The following is a 19,062-nucleotide window of genomic DNA, read 5'->3' as shown; positions in this document are numbered from 1 at the left end:
CCATCCATATGGCGATGGGGGCTTGAGCCTAACCAAATGGGGAGAGGCAGGAGCAAATGCAGATAATCTTGAGAGCGACCTTCCTGATCGCGACGCTTGTCGCCGGGCTTGGCGTTGCAGTGCTGCCGGCAAGGGCAGTGGTCGAGATCGACATCAACAAGGGCGTGGTCGAGCCGCTGCCGATCGCCATCACGGAGTTCATCTCCGCCGATGGCACCGGCGCGGAAATTGCCAGCGTCGTTGAGGCCGATCTGAGGCGGTCCGGCCTGTTCGCGCCAATCGAGAAGGGGGCCTTCATCGAGAAGATCTCCAACCCGGATGCGGCCCCGCGTTTTCAGGACTGGACCGTGATCAACGCGCAGGCGCTGGTGACGGGCAAGGTTTCCGAGACGGCGGACGGACGGCTGAAGGCCGAGTTCCGTCTGTGGGATACCTATGCGGGCCAGCAGCTCATCGGCGAGCAGTTCTTCACCAGCAAGGACAAGTGGCGGCGCGTGGCGCACATCATCGCCGACGCCATCTATCAGCGCCTGACGGGTGAGAGCGGCTATTTCGACACGCGCATCGTGTATGTGGACGAGTCCGGCCCGCGCAACAACCGCGTGAAGCGGCTTGCGATCATGGATCAGGACGGCGCCAACCAGCGTTTCCTGACCGATGGCCGCGCCATTGTTCTGACGCCGCGCTTCTCGCCGACGCGTCAGGAAATCACCTACATGTCCTATGAGGGCGGTCAGCCCCAGGTTTATCTCCTGCAGCTGGAGACCGGACAGCGCGAGCTGGTGGGCAATTTCCCCGGCATGACGTTCGCGCCGCGCTTTTCGCCCAATGGCCAGCAGATCGTGATGAGCCTTCTGCGCGATGACGGCAACTCGAACATTTTCGCGATGGACCTGCGCAGCCGCAACACAACGCGCCTGACGACGGCCAATGCGATCGACACCTCGCCGTCCTATTCGCCGGATGGTTCGCAGATCGTGTTCACCTCCGACCGTGGCGGTCGCGCGCAGATCTATGTGATGAGCGCGAGCGGCGGCGATCCCAAGCGCATTTCGTTCGGTGACGGCAGCTATTCGACGCCGGTCTGGTCGCCGCGCGGCGATCTGATCGCCTTCACCAAGCAGACGCGCGGCGAGTTCCAGATTGGCGTGATGCGCACCGATGGCTCGGGCGAGCGCATCCTGTCCTCCGGCTTCCTGCAGGAAGGCCCGACCTGGTCGCCCAATGGCCGCGTTGTGATGTTCTTCCGTCAGCCGGCGGGCTCTGCCGGACCGCAGCTCTATTCCATCGATCTGACGGGCCGCAACGAGCAGAAGATCCCGACCGCGAATTACGGTTCGGATCCTGCATGGTCGCCGCTACTCGAGTAGCGGCGGGCCGGTTCCTGCCGGATTCGCCGCGTTTCCGCCGTATTTTAAGCTAGTTTGCGCGAAATAACGGTTCTGGTTGGTACCGGTAAGTCTTCGTTAACCGCGTTTCTTGAGGGGTCCTTAACGGCAACGTGGTTACTGATCATTGAACAAAATTTCTCTAATTTGAAGGAGAGGTGGCAATGCTGTCGATTGCAGCGATCGCCAAACACCCGGTTAGCATCGCCCTGGTAGCGGCTCTTGCTCTGGCCGGTTGCGCCAACAAGCAGGTTCCCAACAGTGCAGCCGATATCGGGCTGGGCGGTGCGGGCGGTCCTCCCGGATCGCAGCAGGAATTCACCGTCAGCGTGGGCGACCGGATTTTCTTCGACCTCGACTCGTCGTCGATCCGCGCCGATGCGCAGCAGGTTCTTTCCCGCCAGGCGCAGTGGCTGAACAAGTACCAGAATTACACCATCACCGTGGAAGGCCATGCCGACGAACGCGGCACCCGCGAGTACAACCTCGCGCTTGGCGCACGCCGTGCGGCTTCGGCCCGTGACTTCCTGGTTGCCCGTGGCGTTGCGGCAAACCGCATTCGCACGATTTCCTACGGCAAGGAGCGTCCGGTCGCGACCTGTGACGACATCTCCTGCTGGTCGCAGAACCGCCGCGCGGTCACCGTTCTGAACGGCGGCAGCAGCTAAGCATTTTGCAGTCAGGTGGCATCACCTGACGTCCGCATAAATGCGGAAAAACCAGATAGAGCGGCTCACCGTTTTGATGAAACGGTGAGCCGCTCTGAAGCATTCTGCATCTGAGAAAAGAAAAAGCCGCGCTGGTCAATGTCCGCGCGGCTTTTTTGTTGGCTAAATTTGAAGGGCGCGGGCGTGTCAGCCCTGCGCGGCCTTGCGGATGGCCTCGATGTTCTTCGCATAGGCTTCTTCGCCGTCGCCCTTGAAGACGGCGGAACCGGCGACGAGCACATTGGCGCCGGCGGCAACCAGCTCACCGGCCGTGTCGGGCGACACGCCGCCATCGATCTCGATGTCGATCGGACGGTCGCCGATCATTGCCTTTACGCGGCGCACTTTCTCGACCACGGACGGAATGAAAGCCTGTCCGCCAAAGCCCGGATTGACCGTCATCAGAAGCACGAGGTCGACCTGGTCGAGCACGTATTCGATGACGTTTTCGGGCGTCGACGGATTGAGCGAGACGCCTGCCTTCTTGCCGAGATTGCGAATGGTCTGCAGCGAGCGGTGCAGGTGCGGACCGGCTTCCGCGTGAACCGTGATGATGTCGCAGCCCGCATCCGCAAAGGCGGCGAGGAAGGGATCTGCCGGTGTGATCATCAGGTGGCAGTCGAACACCTTGTCGGTGCGGTCGCGGATTGCCTTGATGATGGGCGGGCCAAAAGTGATGTTGGGCACGAAATGGCCGTCCATCACGTCGAGGTGGATCCAGTCAGCGCCTGCGTTGGCGACGGTTTCGACCTCGTCGCCGAGGCGCGAGAAGTCGGAAGCGAGGATGGAGGGGGCGATGAGCGTGTTGCGCGCGGTCATGACGGTTTTCCGTAACGATGAGACTGGCTTGCCCTAACGTCTTCTCCGCGCCTTGTCGAGGCGCGGGCGGGACGCCTCACAGATGTGTCACCATGCGGTGCGATGCGGGATGCACCAGATGAGCCAGCGTGATCGGCTCGCCCGCCATCCATGTGATGCGTTCGCCGATGAAGACCGGATCACCTTCCCGGATCTGCAGCAGGGATGCCTCGTCGGCGCTGGCGGCTGCCGCCATGAAGGTGAACTCCGCATTGGAGAAGGGAGCGTGGCCGACGAGCCATTCATTCGGGCCCATGGTCGCGAAATCAGCATTGCGGGCGTCGGGAACCGTGTTCAGATTGATCCAGCGATCTTCGTACTGGTAGGGGACGCGGTCGGCCAGGTGCAGGCATCGCACATGCATCATGTTGGATCTGGACAGGAGGCTGAGCCGGGCACAGATGACCTCCGGTGCATCGGTAATGTCAGCGCTCAGTAAGCGGTACTGATATTCCGAACCACGCGCTTCGATCTCCTGCCGGATGCGGGGGATGACGAAGCGCGCCTCGCGTACCGGATGAAGGGCGACGCGGGTGCCGGCGCGGCGCTTGCGTTCGAGAATGCCGGCGCGGGCAAGCTCCTGAAGCGCGCGGTTGACCGTCGCGCGCGCCGCCCCGAACTCCTCCGCCAGGGCTTCTTCGCCGGGGATCAGGGCTCCCGGCAGCCAGACCCGTTCTGCGATGCGTCGGGAGAGCTCGTCGCGGATGGTGCGGAATGAGGCGCGTTCGCTGGTCACAGCAACTCCATCAGTTTTCTGATCGTGCGCGTGTAGCGTGCGGCGATCGTTTCACGTTCGATGTGGCGGCCCTGACGGACACAGTGGCGTCCTGCCGACCACACTTCGGATACGGCGCCATTGTCGCCGGTAAAAAGCCAGCCGTCTAATACACCATCGTCGAATGCTGCACCTGCGAAATCGTCCTGATCGATTGCCACCAGATCGGCCCAGTGTCCCGGCTGGATCGCGCCGGAATCGCGGCCAAGGGCCTGAGCGCCGCCGGCAAGGGCTGCATCATAAAGCGTGCGCCCGCAGGACTGGCCGTGCGCGGCCAGAACCACGCGGGCGGTGTCGCGCAGGCGCTGGGAGTATTCGAACTGGCGCAGCTCTTCGGCAACGGTGATGCGGATGTTGGAATCGGAGCCGATGCCAAGTGCACCGCCTGCCTGACGGTAGTGAAGCCCGTTGAAGATTCCGTCACCCAGATTGGCCTCGGTGACGGGGCAAAGCCCGGCGACCGCTCCGGTGTCGGCCAGATTGCCGGTTTCTTCGTCGGTCATGTGGGTGCAGTGGATCAGGCACCAGCGTGCATCCACATCGCAATTGTCGAGCAGCCATTCCACCGGACGCTGGCCATAGGCCGCCAGAACTTCATCGATCTCCGGCAATTGCTCGGCGATGTGCATGTGCAGCGGCGCATCGGGACGCATGGTCTGCGCTTCACGCAGATCATCCAGCCCCACCGCGCGCAGCGAGTGCGGCGCGACGCCAAGCCGGGCGTCGGCGGCGAGATTTCCAATGCATGCTTCAGCGCGTGAAAGCAGCTTCTGGAACCGGTCCAGATCGTTGCCGAAACGCTGCTGGCCGCCCTGCAGCGGTCGCTGGTCCACGCCGCCATGGCGGTAAAGAACGGGAAGGAGGGTGAGGCCGATGCCCGTCTGGTCCGCAGCGCCTGCGATACGCGCGGAAAGCTCGCCCACATCGTCATAGGCAACGCCGCCGGGCTGATGGTGGACGTAGTGGAACTCCGCGACGGCGGCAAAACCCGCCTCCTGCATTTCCATGAAGGCGAAGGCGGCGACCGCCTCGATGTCTTCCGGCGAAAGCAGGTCGAGAAAGCGGTACATGATTTCGCGCCATGTCCAGAAACTGTCGCGCCCGGCCGGACCCCGCCGCTCGGCCAGCCCGGCCATGGCGCGCTGAAACGTGTGGCTGTGCAGGTTGGACATGGCGGGCAGGAGAACGGGAACACGTATTGTCTTAGCATCCCCCGACTTGTCATCCGTGGGCCGTGCCCCGGCCGTCACGCTTTTGATGCGCCCCGCACTGGTGAGCTCCACAAGCACGTCCTTTTGCCAACCCTCTGGCGTGAGTGCATTCTGAGCAAAAATCGCTTGCATGAGGCGTCGTTCCCGGCTTAATTATGTCTATACATATAAGAATAATCGTAGACAAAAATTCTGTCTTAGGCAATATGCCCTGTATGGGGAGGCCTGCAGTGGGTAGGGAGGAATCTTCCTGTTATGAAGCAGAGTGTCATCAGCGGTATCCGCTTGGCGAGCATGTGCGAAGGCGGCGCGCCCTATGGGCTTGTCGAGGATGCGGGCATCGCCATCGAGGGCGATATGATTGTCTGGGCAGGTGCAATGAGCAACCTGCCGGAGCGTTTTTCCGGGTGGGAGCGGACCGATTTCGGCGGTCGCCTCGCCACGCCGGCGCTTGTCGATTGCCACACGCATCTGGTGTTTGGCGGCAATCGCGCCAGGGAATTCGAGATGCGGCTTGAAGGCGCGAGCTATGAAGAAGTGGCGCGGGCCGGCGGCGGCATCGTTTCCACTGTTTCTGCAACGCGTGGCCTGGACGAAGATGCGCTGGTCGAAGACGCGCTGAAGCGGCTCGATGCGCTTCTTGCCGAAGGCGTGGCGACGGTGGAGGTCAAATCCGGCTATGGGCTGACCGTCGAGGACGAGCTCAAGATGCTGCGCGCCGCGCGCCGTCTGGCAGAGCTGCGGCCCGTGCGGATCAAGACGAGCTATCTCGCCGCCCACGCGGTTCCGGCCGAATATCGCGGGCGTGAAGACGCCTATATCGACGCGGTGGTGCTGCCGGGCATGGACGCTGCCCATGCCGAAGGTCTGGTCGATGCGGTTGACGGGTTCTGCGAGGGCATTGCCTTTTCGCCGGCGCAGATGGCGCGCGTGTTCGACCGGGCGCGCGAACTCGGCCTGCCGGTAAAGCTGCATGCAGAGCAGCTTTCCAATCTGGGGGGCGCGAAGATGGCCGCCTCCTATGGCGCGCTTTCGGCGGATCATCTCGAATATCTGGACGAGGAAGGCGTTGCGGCGATGGCCGCTTCAGGAACGGTGGCCGTTCTTCTTCCGGGCGCATTCTACACGCTGCGCGAGACGCAGTATCCGCCGCTTGCGGCGCTGCGCAAACATGGCGTGCGGATTGCGGTCGCGACCGACTGCAATCCGGGTTCATCGCCGCTTGCCTCGCTCCTTCTGACCGTGAACATGGCCTGCACGCTGTTCCGCATGACGCCCGAAGAGGCGCTGGCGGGAGCCACGCGCGAAGGCGCGCGGGCGCTCGGGCTGGCCGAGGAAATCGGCACCATCGAGGCCGGCAAGCGCGCCGAAATCGCCATCTGGGACGTAGAGCACCCGGCGGAACTTGCCTATCGCATCGGCTTCAACCCGCTCCATCGCCGCATCGCAGGAGATTTTGCATGACGCTTGTTCTGACCCCCGGTGCGGTCACGATCCAGGATCTGGAGCGTATCTGGCGTGATGGCGTTGCCGTGCGCGTTGATCCGGCCTGCTATCCCGGCATTGAGGCGGCGGCTGCGCGCATCGACCAGATCGCACGCGGCAATGAAGCGATCTATGGCGTCAACACCGGCTTTGGAAAGCTCGCCAGTGTGAGCATCCCGCCGCAGGATGTGGAGACGCTGCAGCGCAACCTCATCCTCTCGCATTGCTGCGGCGTTGGCGCGCCGCTTGACGAAGCCATTGTGCGGCTGATCATGTCGCTGAAACTGCTCTCGCTGGGCCGTGGCGCATCCGGCGTGCGCATGGAGGTGGTCAAGCTGATCGAGGAAATGCTGGCGCGCGGTGTCGTGCCGGTGATCCCGGAAAAGGGCTCGGTCGGCGCATCCGGCGACCTCGCGCCGCTCGCGCATATGGCGGCTGCCATGATGGGCGAGGGCGAGGCCTTCTTCGACGGTGAGCGGCTTTCCGGCGGTGAGGCGCTGCGCAGGGCCGGGCTTACGGCGGTCGTGCTGAAGGCCAAGGAAGGGCTGGCGCTGATCAACGGCACGCAGGTTTCCACCGCGCTGGCGCTGACCGGGCTGTTCCGGGCGCATCGCGCGGCGCGGTCCGCGCTCATCACCGGGGCGCTGTCGACCGATGCGGCAATGGGTTCTTCTGCGCCATTCCACCCCGAAATTCACACGCTTCGCGGCCATCAGGGCCAGATCGACACGGCGGCAGCACTGTGGGCGCTGCTTGAAGGCTCGCAGATCCGCGAGAGCCATCTGGAAGGCGATGAGCGGGTGCAGGACCCTTATTGCATCCGCTGCCAGCCGCAGGTGGATGGCGCGTGTCTCGATCTTCTGCGCCAGGCGGCGCGCACGCTGACCATCGAAGCCAATGCAGTGACAGACAATCCGCTGGTTCTCTCCGACGGGACGGTTGTTTCGGGCGGCAATTTCCACGCCGAGCCGGTGGCGCTTGCCGCCGACCAGATTGCGCTCGCCATCTGTGAGATCGGCGCAATTGCGCAGCGGCGCATTGCGCTTCTGGTCGATCCGGCGCTGTCGTTTGGCCTGCCGGCGTTTCTGGCGAAGAAGCCGGGCCTGAATTCCGGCCTGATGATTGCCGAAGTGACCTCGGCTGCGCTGATGTCGGAAAACAAGCAGATGTCGCATCCGGCCTCCGTGGATTCGACGCCCACCTCCGCCAATCAGGAAGACCATGTGTCGATGGCCTGCCATGGCGCGCGGCGGCTCATTCCGATGACGGAGAACCTGTTCGGTATTATCGGCATTGAAGCCGTGACGGCGGCGCAGGGCGTCGATTTCCGCGCGCCGCTGAAAACGAGTGCAGAGCTTGCGCAGGCCCATGCGGCGATCCGCAGCGCGGTGCCGGATCTGGAGGAAGACCGTTATCTGGCCCCCGATCTGGAAAACGCCATCGCGCTCGTGCGCTCCGGCGATCTGAACGCCAGCATTCCCGGGAACATTCTGCCTGAATTGAGGAGTGAGCCTTGATCGGGAGCGTGTCTGTTTTGGATGTGGCGACTGCCCCTCATCCGCCTGCCGGCACCTTCTCCCCGCTCGCGGGGAGAAGGACGATGGCCGCGACGTTGACGCCCCCCTCTCCCCGCTTGCGGGGAGAGGGTAAGGGTGAGGGGCGAACGCCAACACTGGAGATTTGCGCATGAACCCCGTCGAAGTGCATCAGGGCTCTTCGCCCGTCATTCTGGGGCTGCCACACACGGGCACTTTTGTGCCGGAGGCGGTCAAGGCCCGGCTCAATGAACAGGGCCGGCTTCTGACCGATGCGGACTGGCACGTGCATCGGCTCTATGACGGTCTGCTCGATGGTGTGACCACCGTGCGGGCGACCTTTCACCGCTATCTGATCGACGCCAATCGCGACCCTTCCGGCGAAAGCCTTTATCCGGGGCAGAACACGACCGGTCTCGTGCCGCTGACGGATTTCGACAACCGCCCGATCTGGCGCGAGGGAGAGGAGCCGACGGCTCAGGATGTAGCCGAGCGGCTTGATGCCTTTCACGCGCCCTATCATGCCGCGCTGGAGGCCGAGATCGCGCGGGTGAAGGCGCTGCATGGCGTGGCGATTCTCTATGACTGCCATTCCATCCGCTCGCATTGCCCGTTCCTGTTCGAAGGGCAGCTTCCCGATTTCAATATCGGCACCAATCACGGCGAGACCTGTGCGCGGGAAATCGAGCAGGCGACGGTTGATGTCTGTGCCGGTGCGGATGGGTTTTCCAGCGTGCTCAACGGCCGTTTTGTCGGCGGATGGACGACCAGGCATTACGGCCGGCCCGAGACCGGCGTGCATGGCATCCAGATGGAACTGGCGCAGGCGACGCATCTTCAGGGCGAGGCCGTGCCGTTTGACTATGACGAAGAAAAAGCGGCGCGCCTGCGACCGCATCTCAAAGCCATTCTGACGCGTCTTTCCAAGATCGCGCCATCCTTGAAGGGGAACTGAACCATGAGCAATCCGCGTCACAACATTCGCGAGGTGAGGGCGCCGCGCGGGACGGAGCTGAACGCCAGGGGCTGGATGACGGAAGCGCCGCTCAGGATGCTGATGAACAATCTCGATCCCGACGTTGCCGAAAACCCGAACGAGCTGGTCGTTTATGGCGGCATTGGCCGGGCGGCCCGCACCTGGGACGATTTCGACCGCATTGCCGCGACGCTGAAGACGCTTGAGGAAGACGAGACGCTGCTCGTCCAGTCGGGCAAGCCGGTGGGCGTGTTCCGCACCCACAAGGATGCGCCGCGCGTTCTGATCGCCAATTCCAACCTGGTGCCGCACTGGGCCAACTGGGACCATTTCAACGAGCTCGATAAGAAGGGCCTGATGATGTACGGCCAGATGACGGCTGGCTCGTGGATCTATATCGGCTCGCAGGGCATCGTGCAGGGCACGTACGAAACCTTTGTGGAGGCAGGCCGGCAGCATTATGGCGGCGACCTTACGGGCAAGTGGATCCTGACCGCAGGGCTTGGCGGCATGGGCGGCGCGCAGCCGCTGGCGGCCGTCATGGCCGGCGCGTGCTGTCTCGCCATCGAGTGCGATGAGACGCGCATCGATTTCCGCCAGCGCACCCGCTATGTGGACGAGAAGGCGACCACCCTGGACGAGGCGCTGGAGATGATCGACCGCTGGACGAAGGCGGGCGAGGCGAAGTCCGTCGGCCTTGTGGGCAATGCGGCGGAGATCGTGCCCGAGCTGGTGCGGCGCGGCGTGAAGCCGGACATGGTGACGGATCAGACCTCCGCGCATGATCCGGTGAACGGCTATCTGCCCAAGGGCTGGACCGTGGCCGAGTGGCGCGAGAAGCGCGAGAGCGATCCGAAGGCCGTGGAGAAAGCGGCCCGTGCTTCGATGCGCGAGCATGTGGAGGCGATGGTCGACTTCTGGAACCAGGGCATTCCCACGCTCGACTATGGCAACAACATCCGCCAGGTGGCGCTCGAAGAGGGCTTTGAGAACGCTTTCGCCTTCCCCGGTTTCGTGCCGGCCTATATCCGCCCGCTGTTCTGCCGCGGCGTCGGCCCGTTCCGCTGGGCCGCACTTTCCGGCGATCCGGAAGACATCTACCGCACCGACGAGAAGGTGAAGGAGCTTCTGCCCGACAATGAGCATCTGCATCGCTGGCTCGACATGGCGCGCGACCGCATCGCGTTCCAGGGGCTGCCGGCGCGCATCTGCTGGGTGGGTCTGGGTGACCGGCACCGCCTTGGCCTCGCCTTCAACGAAATGGTTGCGAAGGGCGAGCTGAAGGCTCCGGTGGTGATCGGGCGCGATCATCTGGATTCGGGCTCGGTGGCGTCTCCCAACCGTGAAACCGAGGCCATGAAGGACGGTTCCGATGCCGTTTCCGACTGGCCGCTGCTCAACGCACTCCTGAACTGCGCCTCCGGCGCGACCTGGGTTTCGCTGCATCATGGCGGCGGCGTGGGCATGGGCTTCTCGCAGCATTCGGGCATGGTGATCTGTGCCGATGGCACGGAAGATGCGGCGCGCCGCCTTGAGCGGGTGCTGTGGAACGATCCGGCGACAGGCGTGATGCGTCACGCCGATGCGGGCTACGACATTGCGCGCGACTGGGCGCAGGAAAAGGGCTTGCGGCTGCCGGCGATTCTTGGAAATTAATAACCGAACAATTCAGAGGGGTTTTCCATGAAAAGGCGTCAATTTCTAAAAGCGGCAGGTGTTGCCGGTGTGGCGACGGGCTTAGCGGCTCCGGCCATCGCACAGGACAAGATCACCTGGAAAATGGTCACGGCCTGGCCGAAGAACCTGCCCGGACCGGGCGTGGCGGCGCAGATGCTGGCCGACCGAATCACGGCTCTGTCCGGTGGTCGGCTGGAAGTGAAGCTTTACGCTGCCGGCGAGCTTGTGCCGGGCAATGGCGTGTTCGACGCGGTGTCGGAAGGCACGGCTGAACTCTACCACGCGGTTCCCTCCTACTGGGGCTCCAAGTCGCGCGGCATTCTCCTGTTCGGTTCGCAGCCTTTCGGTCTGCGCGCTGACGAGCAGCTGGGCTGGCTCGTGCATGGCGGCGGACAGGCGCTTTACGACGAAATGTATGGCCGTTTCGGGCTGAAGCCGTTCCTTTGCGGCAATTCCGGTCCGCAGTGGCAGGGTTGGTTCCGCAACGAGATCAACTCGGTCGACGATCTGAAGGGTCTGCGCTTCCGCACCACGGGTCTTGCGTCCGAAATGTGCGCCAAGCTCGGCATGGCCGTTCAGGCCATGGGCGGCGGCGACATGTTCCAGGGCCTGCAGTCCGGCACGATCGACGCCGGTGAGTTCATCGGTCCGTGGACGGATTCGGCGCTTGGCTTCTATCAGGTAGCCAAGAACTACTATTGGCCGGGTGTCGGCGAGCCGTCTTCGGCCGAGGAGTGCGCGGTGAACAAGGCGGCCTATGATGCGCTGCCGGAAGATCTGCAGCAGGCCGTCGCCTATGCCTGTGAATCGCTCTACAATCCGGTCTGGACCGAATACACGACCAAGCATGCCGCAGCGCTGAAGCAGCTCGTGGCAGAGCAGGACGTGCAGGTGAAGAAGCTGCCGGATGACGTGATCGTCGCCATGGGCAATGCCGCAGGCGAAGTGATCGCGGAACTGCGCGAAGACGATGACGAGCTGGTCAAGCGCATTGTCGAGAGCTTCCTCGGATACCGCGAAGGCATCGCCGAATACATGGTCTACGCAGACAACGGGCAGATGAACGCCCGTGCGATGGACTACAAATACGGCGGCTGACAACACGACCGGGCCGGGCTCGCGCTCGGCCCGTTTCTTTCGGGGAACGCTCGGCATGCTTGAGCTTGCGGACAAACTTGACCGGATCAACCGGGCAGTGGGCGCTGTTGTGCGCTGGCTGGCGCTGGCCATGGTGCTGGTGCAATTCGGCACGGTGGTGCTGCGCTATGTCTATGGCGTCAGCTTCATCTTCATGAACGAGACCGTTCTCTACCTGCACGCAGCGCTGTTCATGCTGGCCGGAGGCTACACGCTTCTGGTCGACGGGCATGTGCGCGTGGACATTTTCTACGGGCTGTTCGGCCCGCGTGGCAGGGCGCGCATCGATATTTTCGGTGCGCTGTGCTTCCTGATGCCGTCCATGTTCATGATCGCCTGGTTCTCCTGGCCTTCCGTGCGCAATTCCTGGTCGATCATGGAAGGAGCCATCTCGGTGGGCGGCATTCCCGCCTCCTTCCTGCTCAAGTCACTGATCCCCGCCTTCTGTGCGCTGCTCATCATCCAGGGCCTTGCCTGCATCCTGCGCGATCTCGCGCGTCTTCGTGAAGAAGCCCCCGCCGCATGACCTTACCGCTCGACATCCTCATGTTTGCGGCGCTGATCGTCGCCATTCTGATCGGCTATCCCGTTTCCTTCATGCTGGCGGGCACGGCGGCGCTGTTCGCCTTTCTTGGCTGGATGACCGGTCAGTTCGATGTCGGGCTTCTGGGCGCGCTCGGGCAGCGGGTTTTCGGAACCCTCACCAATGAGGTTCTGATCGCCATTCCGCTGTTCGTTTTCATGGGCGTGGTGCTGGAAAAGAGCCGCATCGCGGAAGAGCTTCTGGAGACGATGGGCCGTCTCTTCGGCGGCATACGCGGCGGTCTCGGCGTTTCCGTCGTGCTGGTCGGCGCGCTTCTGGCGGCCTCGACCGGCATTGTGGGCGCAACCGTGGTGGCGATGGGCCTGATCGCGCTGCCGACCATGGTGCGCAACGGCTATGATCCGAAGCTTGCTTCCGGCGTGGTTTGCACCTCCGGTACGCTGGGCCAGATCATTCCGCCCTCGACGCTGCTCATCATCCTGTCCGACGTGATGTCGACCGCCTATCAACAGGCGCAGTATGAGCAGGGCAAATTCACCATCGAGACGATCTCCGTCGGCCAGGTTTTCGCCGCAGCGCTTCTGCCGGGCCTGACGCTTGTGGCGGTCTACATCGCCTATCTGATGACGCGGGCAGCCCTGAAGCCGGACAGCGCTCCGGCGCTGGTTGCGGCCGGCGACCGGCCGAGCAGGCAAGAGGTGCAGCGCGCCGTTCTGCCGCCGGTTCTGCTCATCGTTGCCGTTCTGGGCTCCATCCTTGGCGGCATTGCAACGCCAAGCGAGGCGGCAAGCGTGGGCGCCATTGGCGCATTGCTACTCGCCGGTGTGCGCAGCGAAGGAAATGGCCGTCTGATCGTTCTGGGCGCGGCGGCGCTGGGTGCGGTCGCGGTGCTGGCCGGTATCTTTCCGGTGCGTCTGCAGCGCAGCGATGCGGGCCTTTTCGAATGGGTCATCGCGGGGCTGACAACCGGGCTTCTGGCGCTCGGCATCCTCGCCATCGTCATTTCCATCGGCAAGGCGCGACAGCGCGGCATTCTCACGCCGATTGTCACCAACACGATGACGGTGACGGCAATGATCTTCGCCACCATTCTCACGGCCAGCGTGTTCTCGCTCGTGTTCCGTGGGCTGGGTGGTGATGCGCGGGTTGAGGACATCCTGCACTCCATGCCCGGCGGTCCGCAGGGGGCGCTCATCTTCGTGATGGCGATGATCTTCGTTCTCGGCTTTTTCCTCGATTTCGTGGAAATCTCGGTGATCGTCCTGCCACTGGTCGCGCCCATTCTGATCCTGATGGGACATGACCCGCTCTGGCTCGCGATCCTGATCGCGATCAACCTGCAGACGTCATTCCTGACGCCGCCCTTCGGGTTCTCGCTGTTCTATCTGCGCGCGGCTGCGCCAAAGGAAATCACGACGGGACAGATCTATCGCGGCGTCATTCCCTTCATCATTCTGCAGCTCGTGGGAATGGGCGTTATCTGGCTTCTGCCGTCGATTTCCACATGGCTTCCGGCGCAGATATTTTGACGCGAATATCTCCTTTTATTTATCTCAATGATTGTATTAATGCTGCGCGTATAAGTAGAGAATTTATGTAAAGTGTCGGTTACAATTCTATTTTATTCAGAATTGAAATCCCTTCGTCATATACATATGCTGATACTGTTTTTGTAGGTGAAGCCCTAATATTGTTGCTTATAAGCCTTTCAGAATGGGGGGTGCTGCACGGCGTTGCGATTTCATGGCGCGACCGGGGCTCGCGAAACTGTTTTGGAGAATTTGCTTATGGCCGAGCTCGCTGCGTGTCCCAAAGAACAGCTGCGTGAACGCGAAGACGCGTTCCATATCCAGCGCGTGGAACGATTATGGAGCGGGGGCCATCTCCTGAGGGGGCGTGAGCCGGGCAGTGGCGACCGCCAGCTCATGAGCAATGACTATCTTTGCATCCAGAACGAGCCGGCGCTGAGAGAAGCGCAGGCCGAGGCCCTTCTGAACAGCAAGACCGATCTGCTGATGTCGAGCGTCTTCACCATGAAGGGCAGCCCGATGCAGCAGCTGGAGGCGGCGTTCGCCGATTACATGCAGGGCGAAGAGGCGATCATCTGCCAGTCGGGCTTCACCGCAAATGTGGGGCTGCTTCAGTCCATCGCCAGCCCTTCGGTTCCGGTCTATCTGGACATGAACGCGCATGCGTCCCTTTGGGAAGGGGTGAAAGCAGCGGGCGCGCGGGGCATTCCCTTTCGCCACAACAGCCCGGACCATGCCGAGCGCCTGATCCGGCGGTATGGGCCTGGTGTGCTGGTGGTCGACACGGTTTACAGTACGGACGGAAGCCTCTGCCCGCTGGCCGCAATCGTGGATGTCGCAACGCGCACGGGCTGTGTTCTCGTTGTCGATGAATCCCATTCGCTTGGCACGCACGGTCCCGGTGGTGCGGGGCTTGCCGTGGCGCTGGGACTGGCAGACCGGATCGACTTTCGCACGGCCTCTCTGGCCAAGACGTTTGCCGGCCGCGCCGGACTGATTGTCTGCTCACGCCGCTTCAAGGAGTATTTTCGCATGGAGTCCAACCCCGCGATCTTCAGCTCCGGACTGCTGGAGCATGAGTATGTCTGGTTCCTGGAAGCGCTGGCGCTGATCCGCAGGGCTGATGATCGACGCGAGCGCCTGCGCGAGGTGTCGGACATCGTGCGCTGGCGGCTGGACGAGCTTGGCTTCGATGTGGGCGGCGGCACGGAGCAGATCATCGCGATTGAGAGCGGCAATGAGCCGGACACGCTGAAAATGCGTGATGCACTGCAGGGATCGGGTGTGTTCGGCGCGGTTTTCTGCCCGCCGGCGACGCCGCGCAACCACTGCCTGGTGCGATTATCGGTTCATTCGGGACTGACGGATGAGGAACTCGACACGCTGACGACACGCTGTGCAGACGCGTTGAAGTTGCTGAAAGAAGTGATGGCATAGGCGCTTTCAGGTGCGGCGCGCTCTGGCTCAATCGTTGTGGCGGCGGTTGATCCAGAGGGCTCTGGTTGCCGAACCACAGCTTGACAAGCGGGGCTTTCATCATTGATGAGCCGATAAACCAATTATAAGGGAGCGACCCACCGATGCTGAAAACGCCCTATCTGCTGTTTCTTGGAGATGCGCCGGACGCGCTGACCGCAAAGGTCGCGCAAGGCATCAAGGACTGGCGACCCGAGTTTTGCGTGGGGCAGTTGCGCCTTGAGGGATGCAGGGCTGATCTGGGTCTCAAGGACATGACCATTGCGGAAGCCCGGGAAGCCGGTGCGCAGACGCTGGTTGTGGGCGCTGCCAACCGGGGCGGTGTGATCTCGCAGAGCTGGGTCGCGACGCTGGTGGAAGCTGCCGAAGCGGGCATGGATATCGCCTCCGGTCTGCACAATCGCCTGACGGCGCAGCCCGCCCTTGTGGCGGCGGCCGAAAAGGCCGGCACGCATCTTTATGACGTGCGTGTGCCGCAGGAAGAATACCCGATTGCCGATGGCAAGAGGCGCGCGGGCAAGCGCTGCCTGGCCGTGGGCACCGACTGCTCTGTCGGCAAGATGTACACCGCGCTCGCCATGGAGCGCGAGATGCACAAGCGCGAGATGAAGGCCTCGTTCCGCGCAACCGGCCAGACCGGTATTCTGATCACCGGTTCCGGGGTGCCGCTCGACGCGGTCGTTGCCGATTTCATGGCCGGTTCCGTGGAGCACATCACGCCTGACAATGACGCCGATCACTGGGATCTGATCGAAGGGCAGGGCAGCCTGTTCCATCCCTCCTTCTCCGGCGTGACGATGGCGCTGATCCATGGCGGTCAGCCGGACGCGCTGGTGCTGTGCCACGAGCCGACCCGCACCCACATGCGCGGCCTGCCGCACTATCAGCTGCCCACGCTCGAGGCGCTGCGCGACCTGTCTCTGGAAACCGCGCGCGTGGTCAATCCGGACGTCAAGGTGGTGGGCATCTCGGTCAACACCGCTGCCCTCAACGATGCGGAGGCGAAAGCCTGCCTCGAGGAAATCGAGAGCCGCATGGGGCTGCCGACCATCGATCCGTTCCGCCAGGGTGCTGGCCGTCTGGTCGACGCGCTGGACTGATCCTGACCGATCTTTAACGACGTGGCAGACAGGGCTGTTGCCTTGCCTGCCATGACGCTTCACTGTGGCCATCCCGATGCCATGCACGGGATTGGTGAGACAGTGGGGCAGACATGACCGATACCTTGGAGCAGGGCGACGTGCGCGTCTGGCATTCATTCTCCGTTCTGGGGCTTTGCCTTGGAACACTGCTTTTCGCAGCATCGCTTACGCCCACCCTGCTGCCGCGGGACTTTCTGCTGCAGGGTGTTCTGTCTGGCGTTTCGGCAGCGGTTGGCTATGGGCTGGGCGTTTTCTGCGTCTGGCTGTGGCGCTATCTGGAACTGCCGGAGCCGCCGCGCCGTCCGCGCATTTATGGCAAATTCGCCATGGCCGCGCTGTGCGTGGCTGTCGCCATCTTCTTCCTCTGGAAAGCGGCCGAATGGCAGAATTCCATTCGTGCGCTGATGCAGCTTGAGCCGGTTGATACCGCGCATCCCTTCAAGGTGGGCGGCATCGCGCTGGTTCTGTTCCTTCTGTTTGTCGTGATGGGGCGCGGCATCGGGCGTGCTTTCACCTTCATTTCAGGCCGGCTGAAGCCTTATGTGCCGCGCCGCGTGGCCAATGTGATCGGCATTGTCATTGTCGGTCTCGTGCTGGCGTCGCTGGTCGACCGCGTGCTGCTGCGCTATGCGCTGCGGGTTGCCGATTCCGCCTATGCGGAGCTCGATGCGCTGTTTGAGGACGGTATCGAGCAGCCTGAAAGCGGGCTGCGCACGGGCGGGCCGGGATCGTTGATCCCATGGGATTCGCTGGGGCGTACGGGACGTCAGTTCGTCGTCGGCGGTGACAGCAGGGAAGCGATTGCCGCGTTTACCGGCCGTGATGCGCTGGAACCGATGCGCGTTTACGTGGGGCTGCGTTCGGCGGAGACTGCAGATGAGCGCGCCGAGCTGGCGCTGGAAGAGCTGAAGCGCATCGGTGCGTTCGAGCGCAAGGTCATGGCGGTGGTGGCGCCCACCGGCACTGGCTGGATCGACCCGGAAGCGAGCGTGACACTGGAATATTTGCATGGCGGCGACACGGTGATGGTCGCGCAGCAATATTCTTACCTCACGAGCTGGCTTTCGCTGCTGATCGAGCCGAGCTACGGGGCGGAAGCTGCGCATGCGCTGTTCCGCAAGGTCTATGGGCACTGGACCACACTGCCGAAAGACGACCGGCCGGAGCTTTATCTCTACGGTCTGAGCCTTGGCGCACTGAGCTCGGAGCAGTCGACCGAGATCTACAACATTCTGGCGGATCCCTTCCAGGGTGCGCTTTGGGCCGGGCCGCCCTTCAACAGCCGCCTGTGGAGCAACTTCACCCGCGACCGCAACCCCGGCACGCCGGCCTGGCTGCCGCGTCTGGGGGATGGATCCGTGGTGCGCTTCACGGCGCAGAAGAATTCGCTCGACATTCCTGGCGCAAAGTGGGGTCCGCTGCGGATCGTCTATCTGCAATATGCGAGCGACCCGGTCGTCTTCTTCGATCCGCTGGCCTGGTATCGGCGACCGGCATGGCTGGTGGGGGAGCGCGGGCCTGACGTTTCGCCGGACCTGCGCTGGTATCCGATCGTCACCTTCCTGCAACTTGCGCTGGACATGGCGATGGCGACCACGGCGCCCATCGGATACGGGCATCTCTATGCTCCGCAGCATTATATCGATGCGTGGGTGGCCGTGACCCAGCCGGAAGGCTGGTCGCCGGCGGAGATCGAGCGTCTCAAGGAAAAGCTGAAGAAGTAGGCGTTAGAGCACTTCCAGGAAAAGCGGGAGCGCTCCAGCTGCGGGCCTGCGGACAGGCCCGCGCTTTATCGCGTGCGCTGGAGGATCAGCTCGTGGCCATTGCAACGGCGCGCTTGGCCATGGCAACGACCAGGCCGGCGCGGTATTCGGCCGATGCGTGGATGTCGGTCATGAGATCATCCGCAGGGACGGACACGGCCTCGAGCGCCGATGCGCTGAACTCGGCGGCGAGTGCGGCTTCGAGTTCGGCGCTGCGGAAAACGCCGTCATCGCCGGCCCCCGTTACGGCCAGACGGACTGCGCCGCCATCCACGGCAACGAAGACACCGGCCATCGCATAGCGCGAAGCGGGGTTCGGGAACTTGGCGTAGCCGGCCTTTTCCGGCGCGTCGAAGCGCACGGCGGTGATGATCTCGTCTTCTTCCAGCGCCGTCTCAAACAGGCCGGTGAAGAAGTCTTCGGCAGCGATTTCGCGGGTGCTGGTGATGATGGTGGCGGCAAGCGCCAGCATGGCGGCGGGGTAGTCCGCCGCCGGATCATTGTTGGCGAGCGAGCCGCCAATCGTGCCCATATTGCGCACCTGCGGATCGCCGATGAGACCGGCCAGATGGCAGAGCGCCGGGCAGGCGGCTGCGATGTCGGCGCTGGCGGCGACCTCGGCATGGGTGACGCCCGCACCGATGGTGACGGTCTTGCCGGCAACGGAAATCGCCTTCAGGTCGGCGATATGGCGCAGGTCCACGAGGTCGGACGGAGCGGCGAGCCGCGTCTTCATGGCCGGGATGAGGGTCTGGCCGCCGGCGATGCACTTGCCGTCTTCCGCCGCCTTGAACAGCTTGAGGGCTTCTTCGAGGGAGCCGGCGCGGTGATAATTGACGTCATACATGGTCGCTCTCCT

Annotated in this window: 16 protein-coding genes; 12 read left to right on the top strand and 4 right to left on the bottom strand. The window is 63.1% G+C overall.

Annotated elements, in window-relative coordinates; genetic code table 11:
* Positions 1 to 56 precede the first annotated feature (56 nt).
* Positions 57 to 1,370 carry a Tol-Pal system beta propeller repeat protein TolB gene (gene tolB / locus DEJ54_RS02830; RefSeq protein ID WP_113153230.1) on the top strand — a complete coding sequence of 438 codons (1,314 nt, stop codon included), beginning with the start codon at positions 57 to 59 and terminating at the stop codon, positions 1,368 to 1,370.
* 182 nt (positions 1,371 to 1,552) lie between these two features.
* Entirely contained in the window at positions 1,553 to 2,056 is a 504-nt protein-coding gene (pal, locus tag DEJ54_RS02825; RefSeq protein ID WP_113153229.1) for a peptidoglycan-associated lipoprotein Pal, read from the top strand.
* Positions 2,057 to 2,242: 186 nt separating this feature from the next.
* Here pal and rpe read toward each other — a convergent pair whose 3' ends face one another.
* The 3 genes from rpe to DEJ54_RS02810 form a co-directional block, all read right to left on the bottom strand.
* Positions 2,243 to 2,914, bottom strand: a complete 672-nt coding sequence (rpe, locus tag DEJ54_RS02820; protein WP_113153228.1) for a ribulose-phosphate 3-epimerase — start codon at positions 2,912 to 2,914, stop codon at positions 2,243 to 2,245.
* 76 nt (positions 2,915 to 2,990) lie between these two features.
* The gene (locus DEJ54_RS02815) at positions 2,991 to 3,689 is read right to left on the bottom strand and encodes a GntR family transcriptional regulator (protein WP_113153227.1); all 699 of its coding nucleotides are present in this window, start codon (positions 3,687 to 3,689) and stop codon (positions 2,991 to 2,993) included.
* Positions 3,686 to 5,071, bottom strand: a complete 1,386-nt coding sequence (locus DEJ54_RS02810; RefSeq protein WP_113153226.1) for a formimidoylglutamate deiminase — start codon at positions 5,069 to 5,071, stop codon at positions 3,686 to 3,688. Before DEJ54_RS02810 ends, DEJ54_RS02815 begins: the two co-directional genes overlap by 4 nt.
* Before the next feature lie 123 nt (positions 5,072 to 5,194).
* On the opposite strand from DEJ54_RS02810, the gene hutI reads away from it, so the two are divergent.
* The 10 genes from hutI to DEJ54_RS02760 all read left to right on the top strand — a co-directional run bounded on the left by hutI (position 5,195) and on the right by DEJ54_RS02760 (position 18,164).
* Positions 5,195 to 6,403, top strand: a complete 1,209-nt coding sequence (gene hutI / locus DEJ54_RS02805; RefSeq protein ID WP_113153225.1) for an imidazolonepropionase — start codon at positions 5,195 to 5,197, stop codon at positions 6,401 to 6,403.
* Positions 6,400 to 7,941: a histidine ammonia-lyase gene (gene hutH / locus DEJ54_RS02800; protein ID WP_113153224.1), complete on the top strand. Its 1,542-nt coding sequence runs from the start codon at positions 6,400 to 6,402 to the stop codon at positions 7,939 to 7,941. Before hutI ends, hutH begins: the two co-directional genes overlap by 4 nt.
* Before the next feature lie 169 nt (positions 7,942 to 8,110).
* Positions 8,111 to 8,914, top strand: coding sequence for an N-formylglutamate deformylase (gene hutG / locus DEJ54_RS02795; RefSeq protein WP_113153223.1), 804 nt, complete (start codon positions 8,111 to 8,113; stop codon positions 8,912 to 8,914).
* A gap of 3 nt (positions 8,915 to 8,917) precedes the next feature.
* The gene (gene hutU, locus DEJ54_RS02790) at positions 8,918 to 10,591 is read left to right on the top strand and encodes a urocanate hydratase (protein ID WP_113153222.1); all 1,674 of its coding nucleotides are present in this window, start codon (positions 8,918 to 8,920) and stop codon (positions 10,589 to 10,591) included.
* Positions 10,592 to 10,618: 27 nt separating this feature from the next.
* Entirely contained in the window at positions 10,619 to 11,710 is a 1,092-nt protein-coding gene (locus tag DEJ54_RS02785; protein ID WP_113153221.1) for a TRAP transporter substrate-binding protein, read from the top strand.
* Positions 11,711 to 11,765: 55 nt separating this feature from the next.
* Positions 11,766 to 12,275, top strand: coding sequence for a TRAP transporter small permease subunit (locus DEJ54_RS02780; RefSeq protein WP_113153220.1), 510 nt, complete (start codon positions 11,766 to 11,768; stop codon positions 12,273 to 12,275).
* A complete protein-coding gene (locus tag DEJ54_RS02775; RefSeq protein WP_113153219.1) occupies positions 12,272 to 13,822 on the top strand; it encodes a TRAP transporter large permease subunit in 1,551 nt (516 codons plus the stop codon). The genes DEJ54_RS02780 and DEJ54_RS02775 overlap by 4 nt, the downstream gene beginning before the upstream one ends.
* A gap of 258 nt (positions 13,823 to 14,080) precedes the next feature.
* Positions 14,081 to 15,259, top strand: a complete 1,179-nt coding sequence (gene cqsA, locus DEJ54_RS02770; RefSeq protein WP_113153218.1) for an alpha-hydroxyketone-type quorum-sensing autoinducer synthase — start codon at positions 14,081 to 14,083, stop codon at positions 15,257 to 15,259.
* A gap of 143 nt (positions 15,260 to 15,402) precedes the next feature.
* Positions 15,403 to 16,398 carry an N-acetyltransferase DgcN gene (gene dgcN / locus DEJ54_RS02765; protein ID WP_113153217.1) on the top strand — a complete coding sequence of 332 codons (996 nt, stop codon included), beginning with the start codon at positions 15,403 to 15,405 and terminating at the stop codon, positions 16,396 to 16,398.
* A gap of 113 nt (positions 16,399 to 16,511) precedes the next feature.
* Entirely contained in the window at positions 16,512 to 18,164 is a 1,653-nt protein-coding gene (locus DEJ54_RS02760; RefSeq protein ID WP_113153216.1) for an alpha/beta-hydrolase family protein, read from the top strand.
* 85 nt (positions 18,165 to 18,249) lie between these two features.
* On the opposite strand, the gene DEJ54_RS02755 is transcribed toward DEJ54_RS02760, so the two are convergent.
* A complete protein-coding gene (locus DEJ54_RS02755; protein WP_113153215.1) occupies positions 18,250 to 19,050 on the bottom strand; it encodes a xanthine dehydrogenase family protein subunit M in 801 nt (266 codons plus the stop codon).
* Between the last annotated feature and the right edge of the window lie 12 nt (positions 19,051 to 19,062).

Origin of the sequence: Nitratireductor sp. OM-1, from assembly GCF_003296175.1 — a bacterium.
In the GTDB taxonomy this organism is placed as follows: Bacteria; Pseudomonadota; Alphaproteobacteria; order Rhizobiales; family Rhizobiaceae; genus Nitratireductor; species Nitratireductor aquimarinus.
Note: the sequence above shows the minus strand (reverse complement) of the source record. Positions and strands in the feature narration are given on the sequence as shown.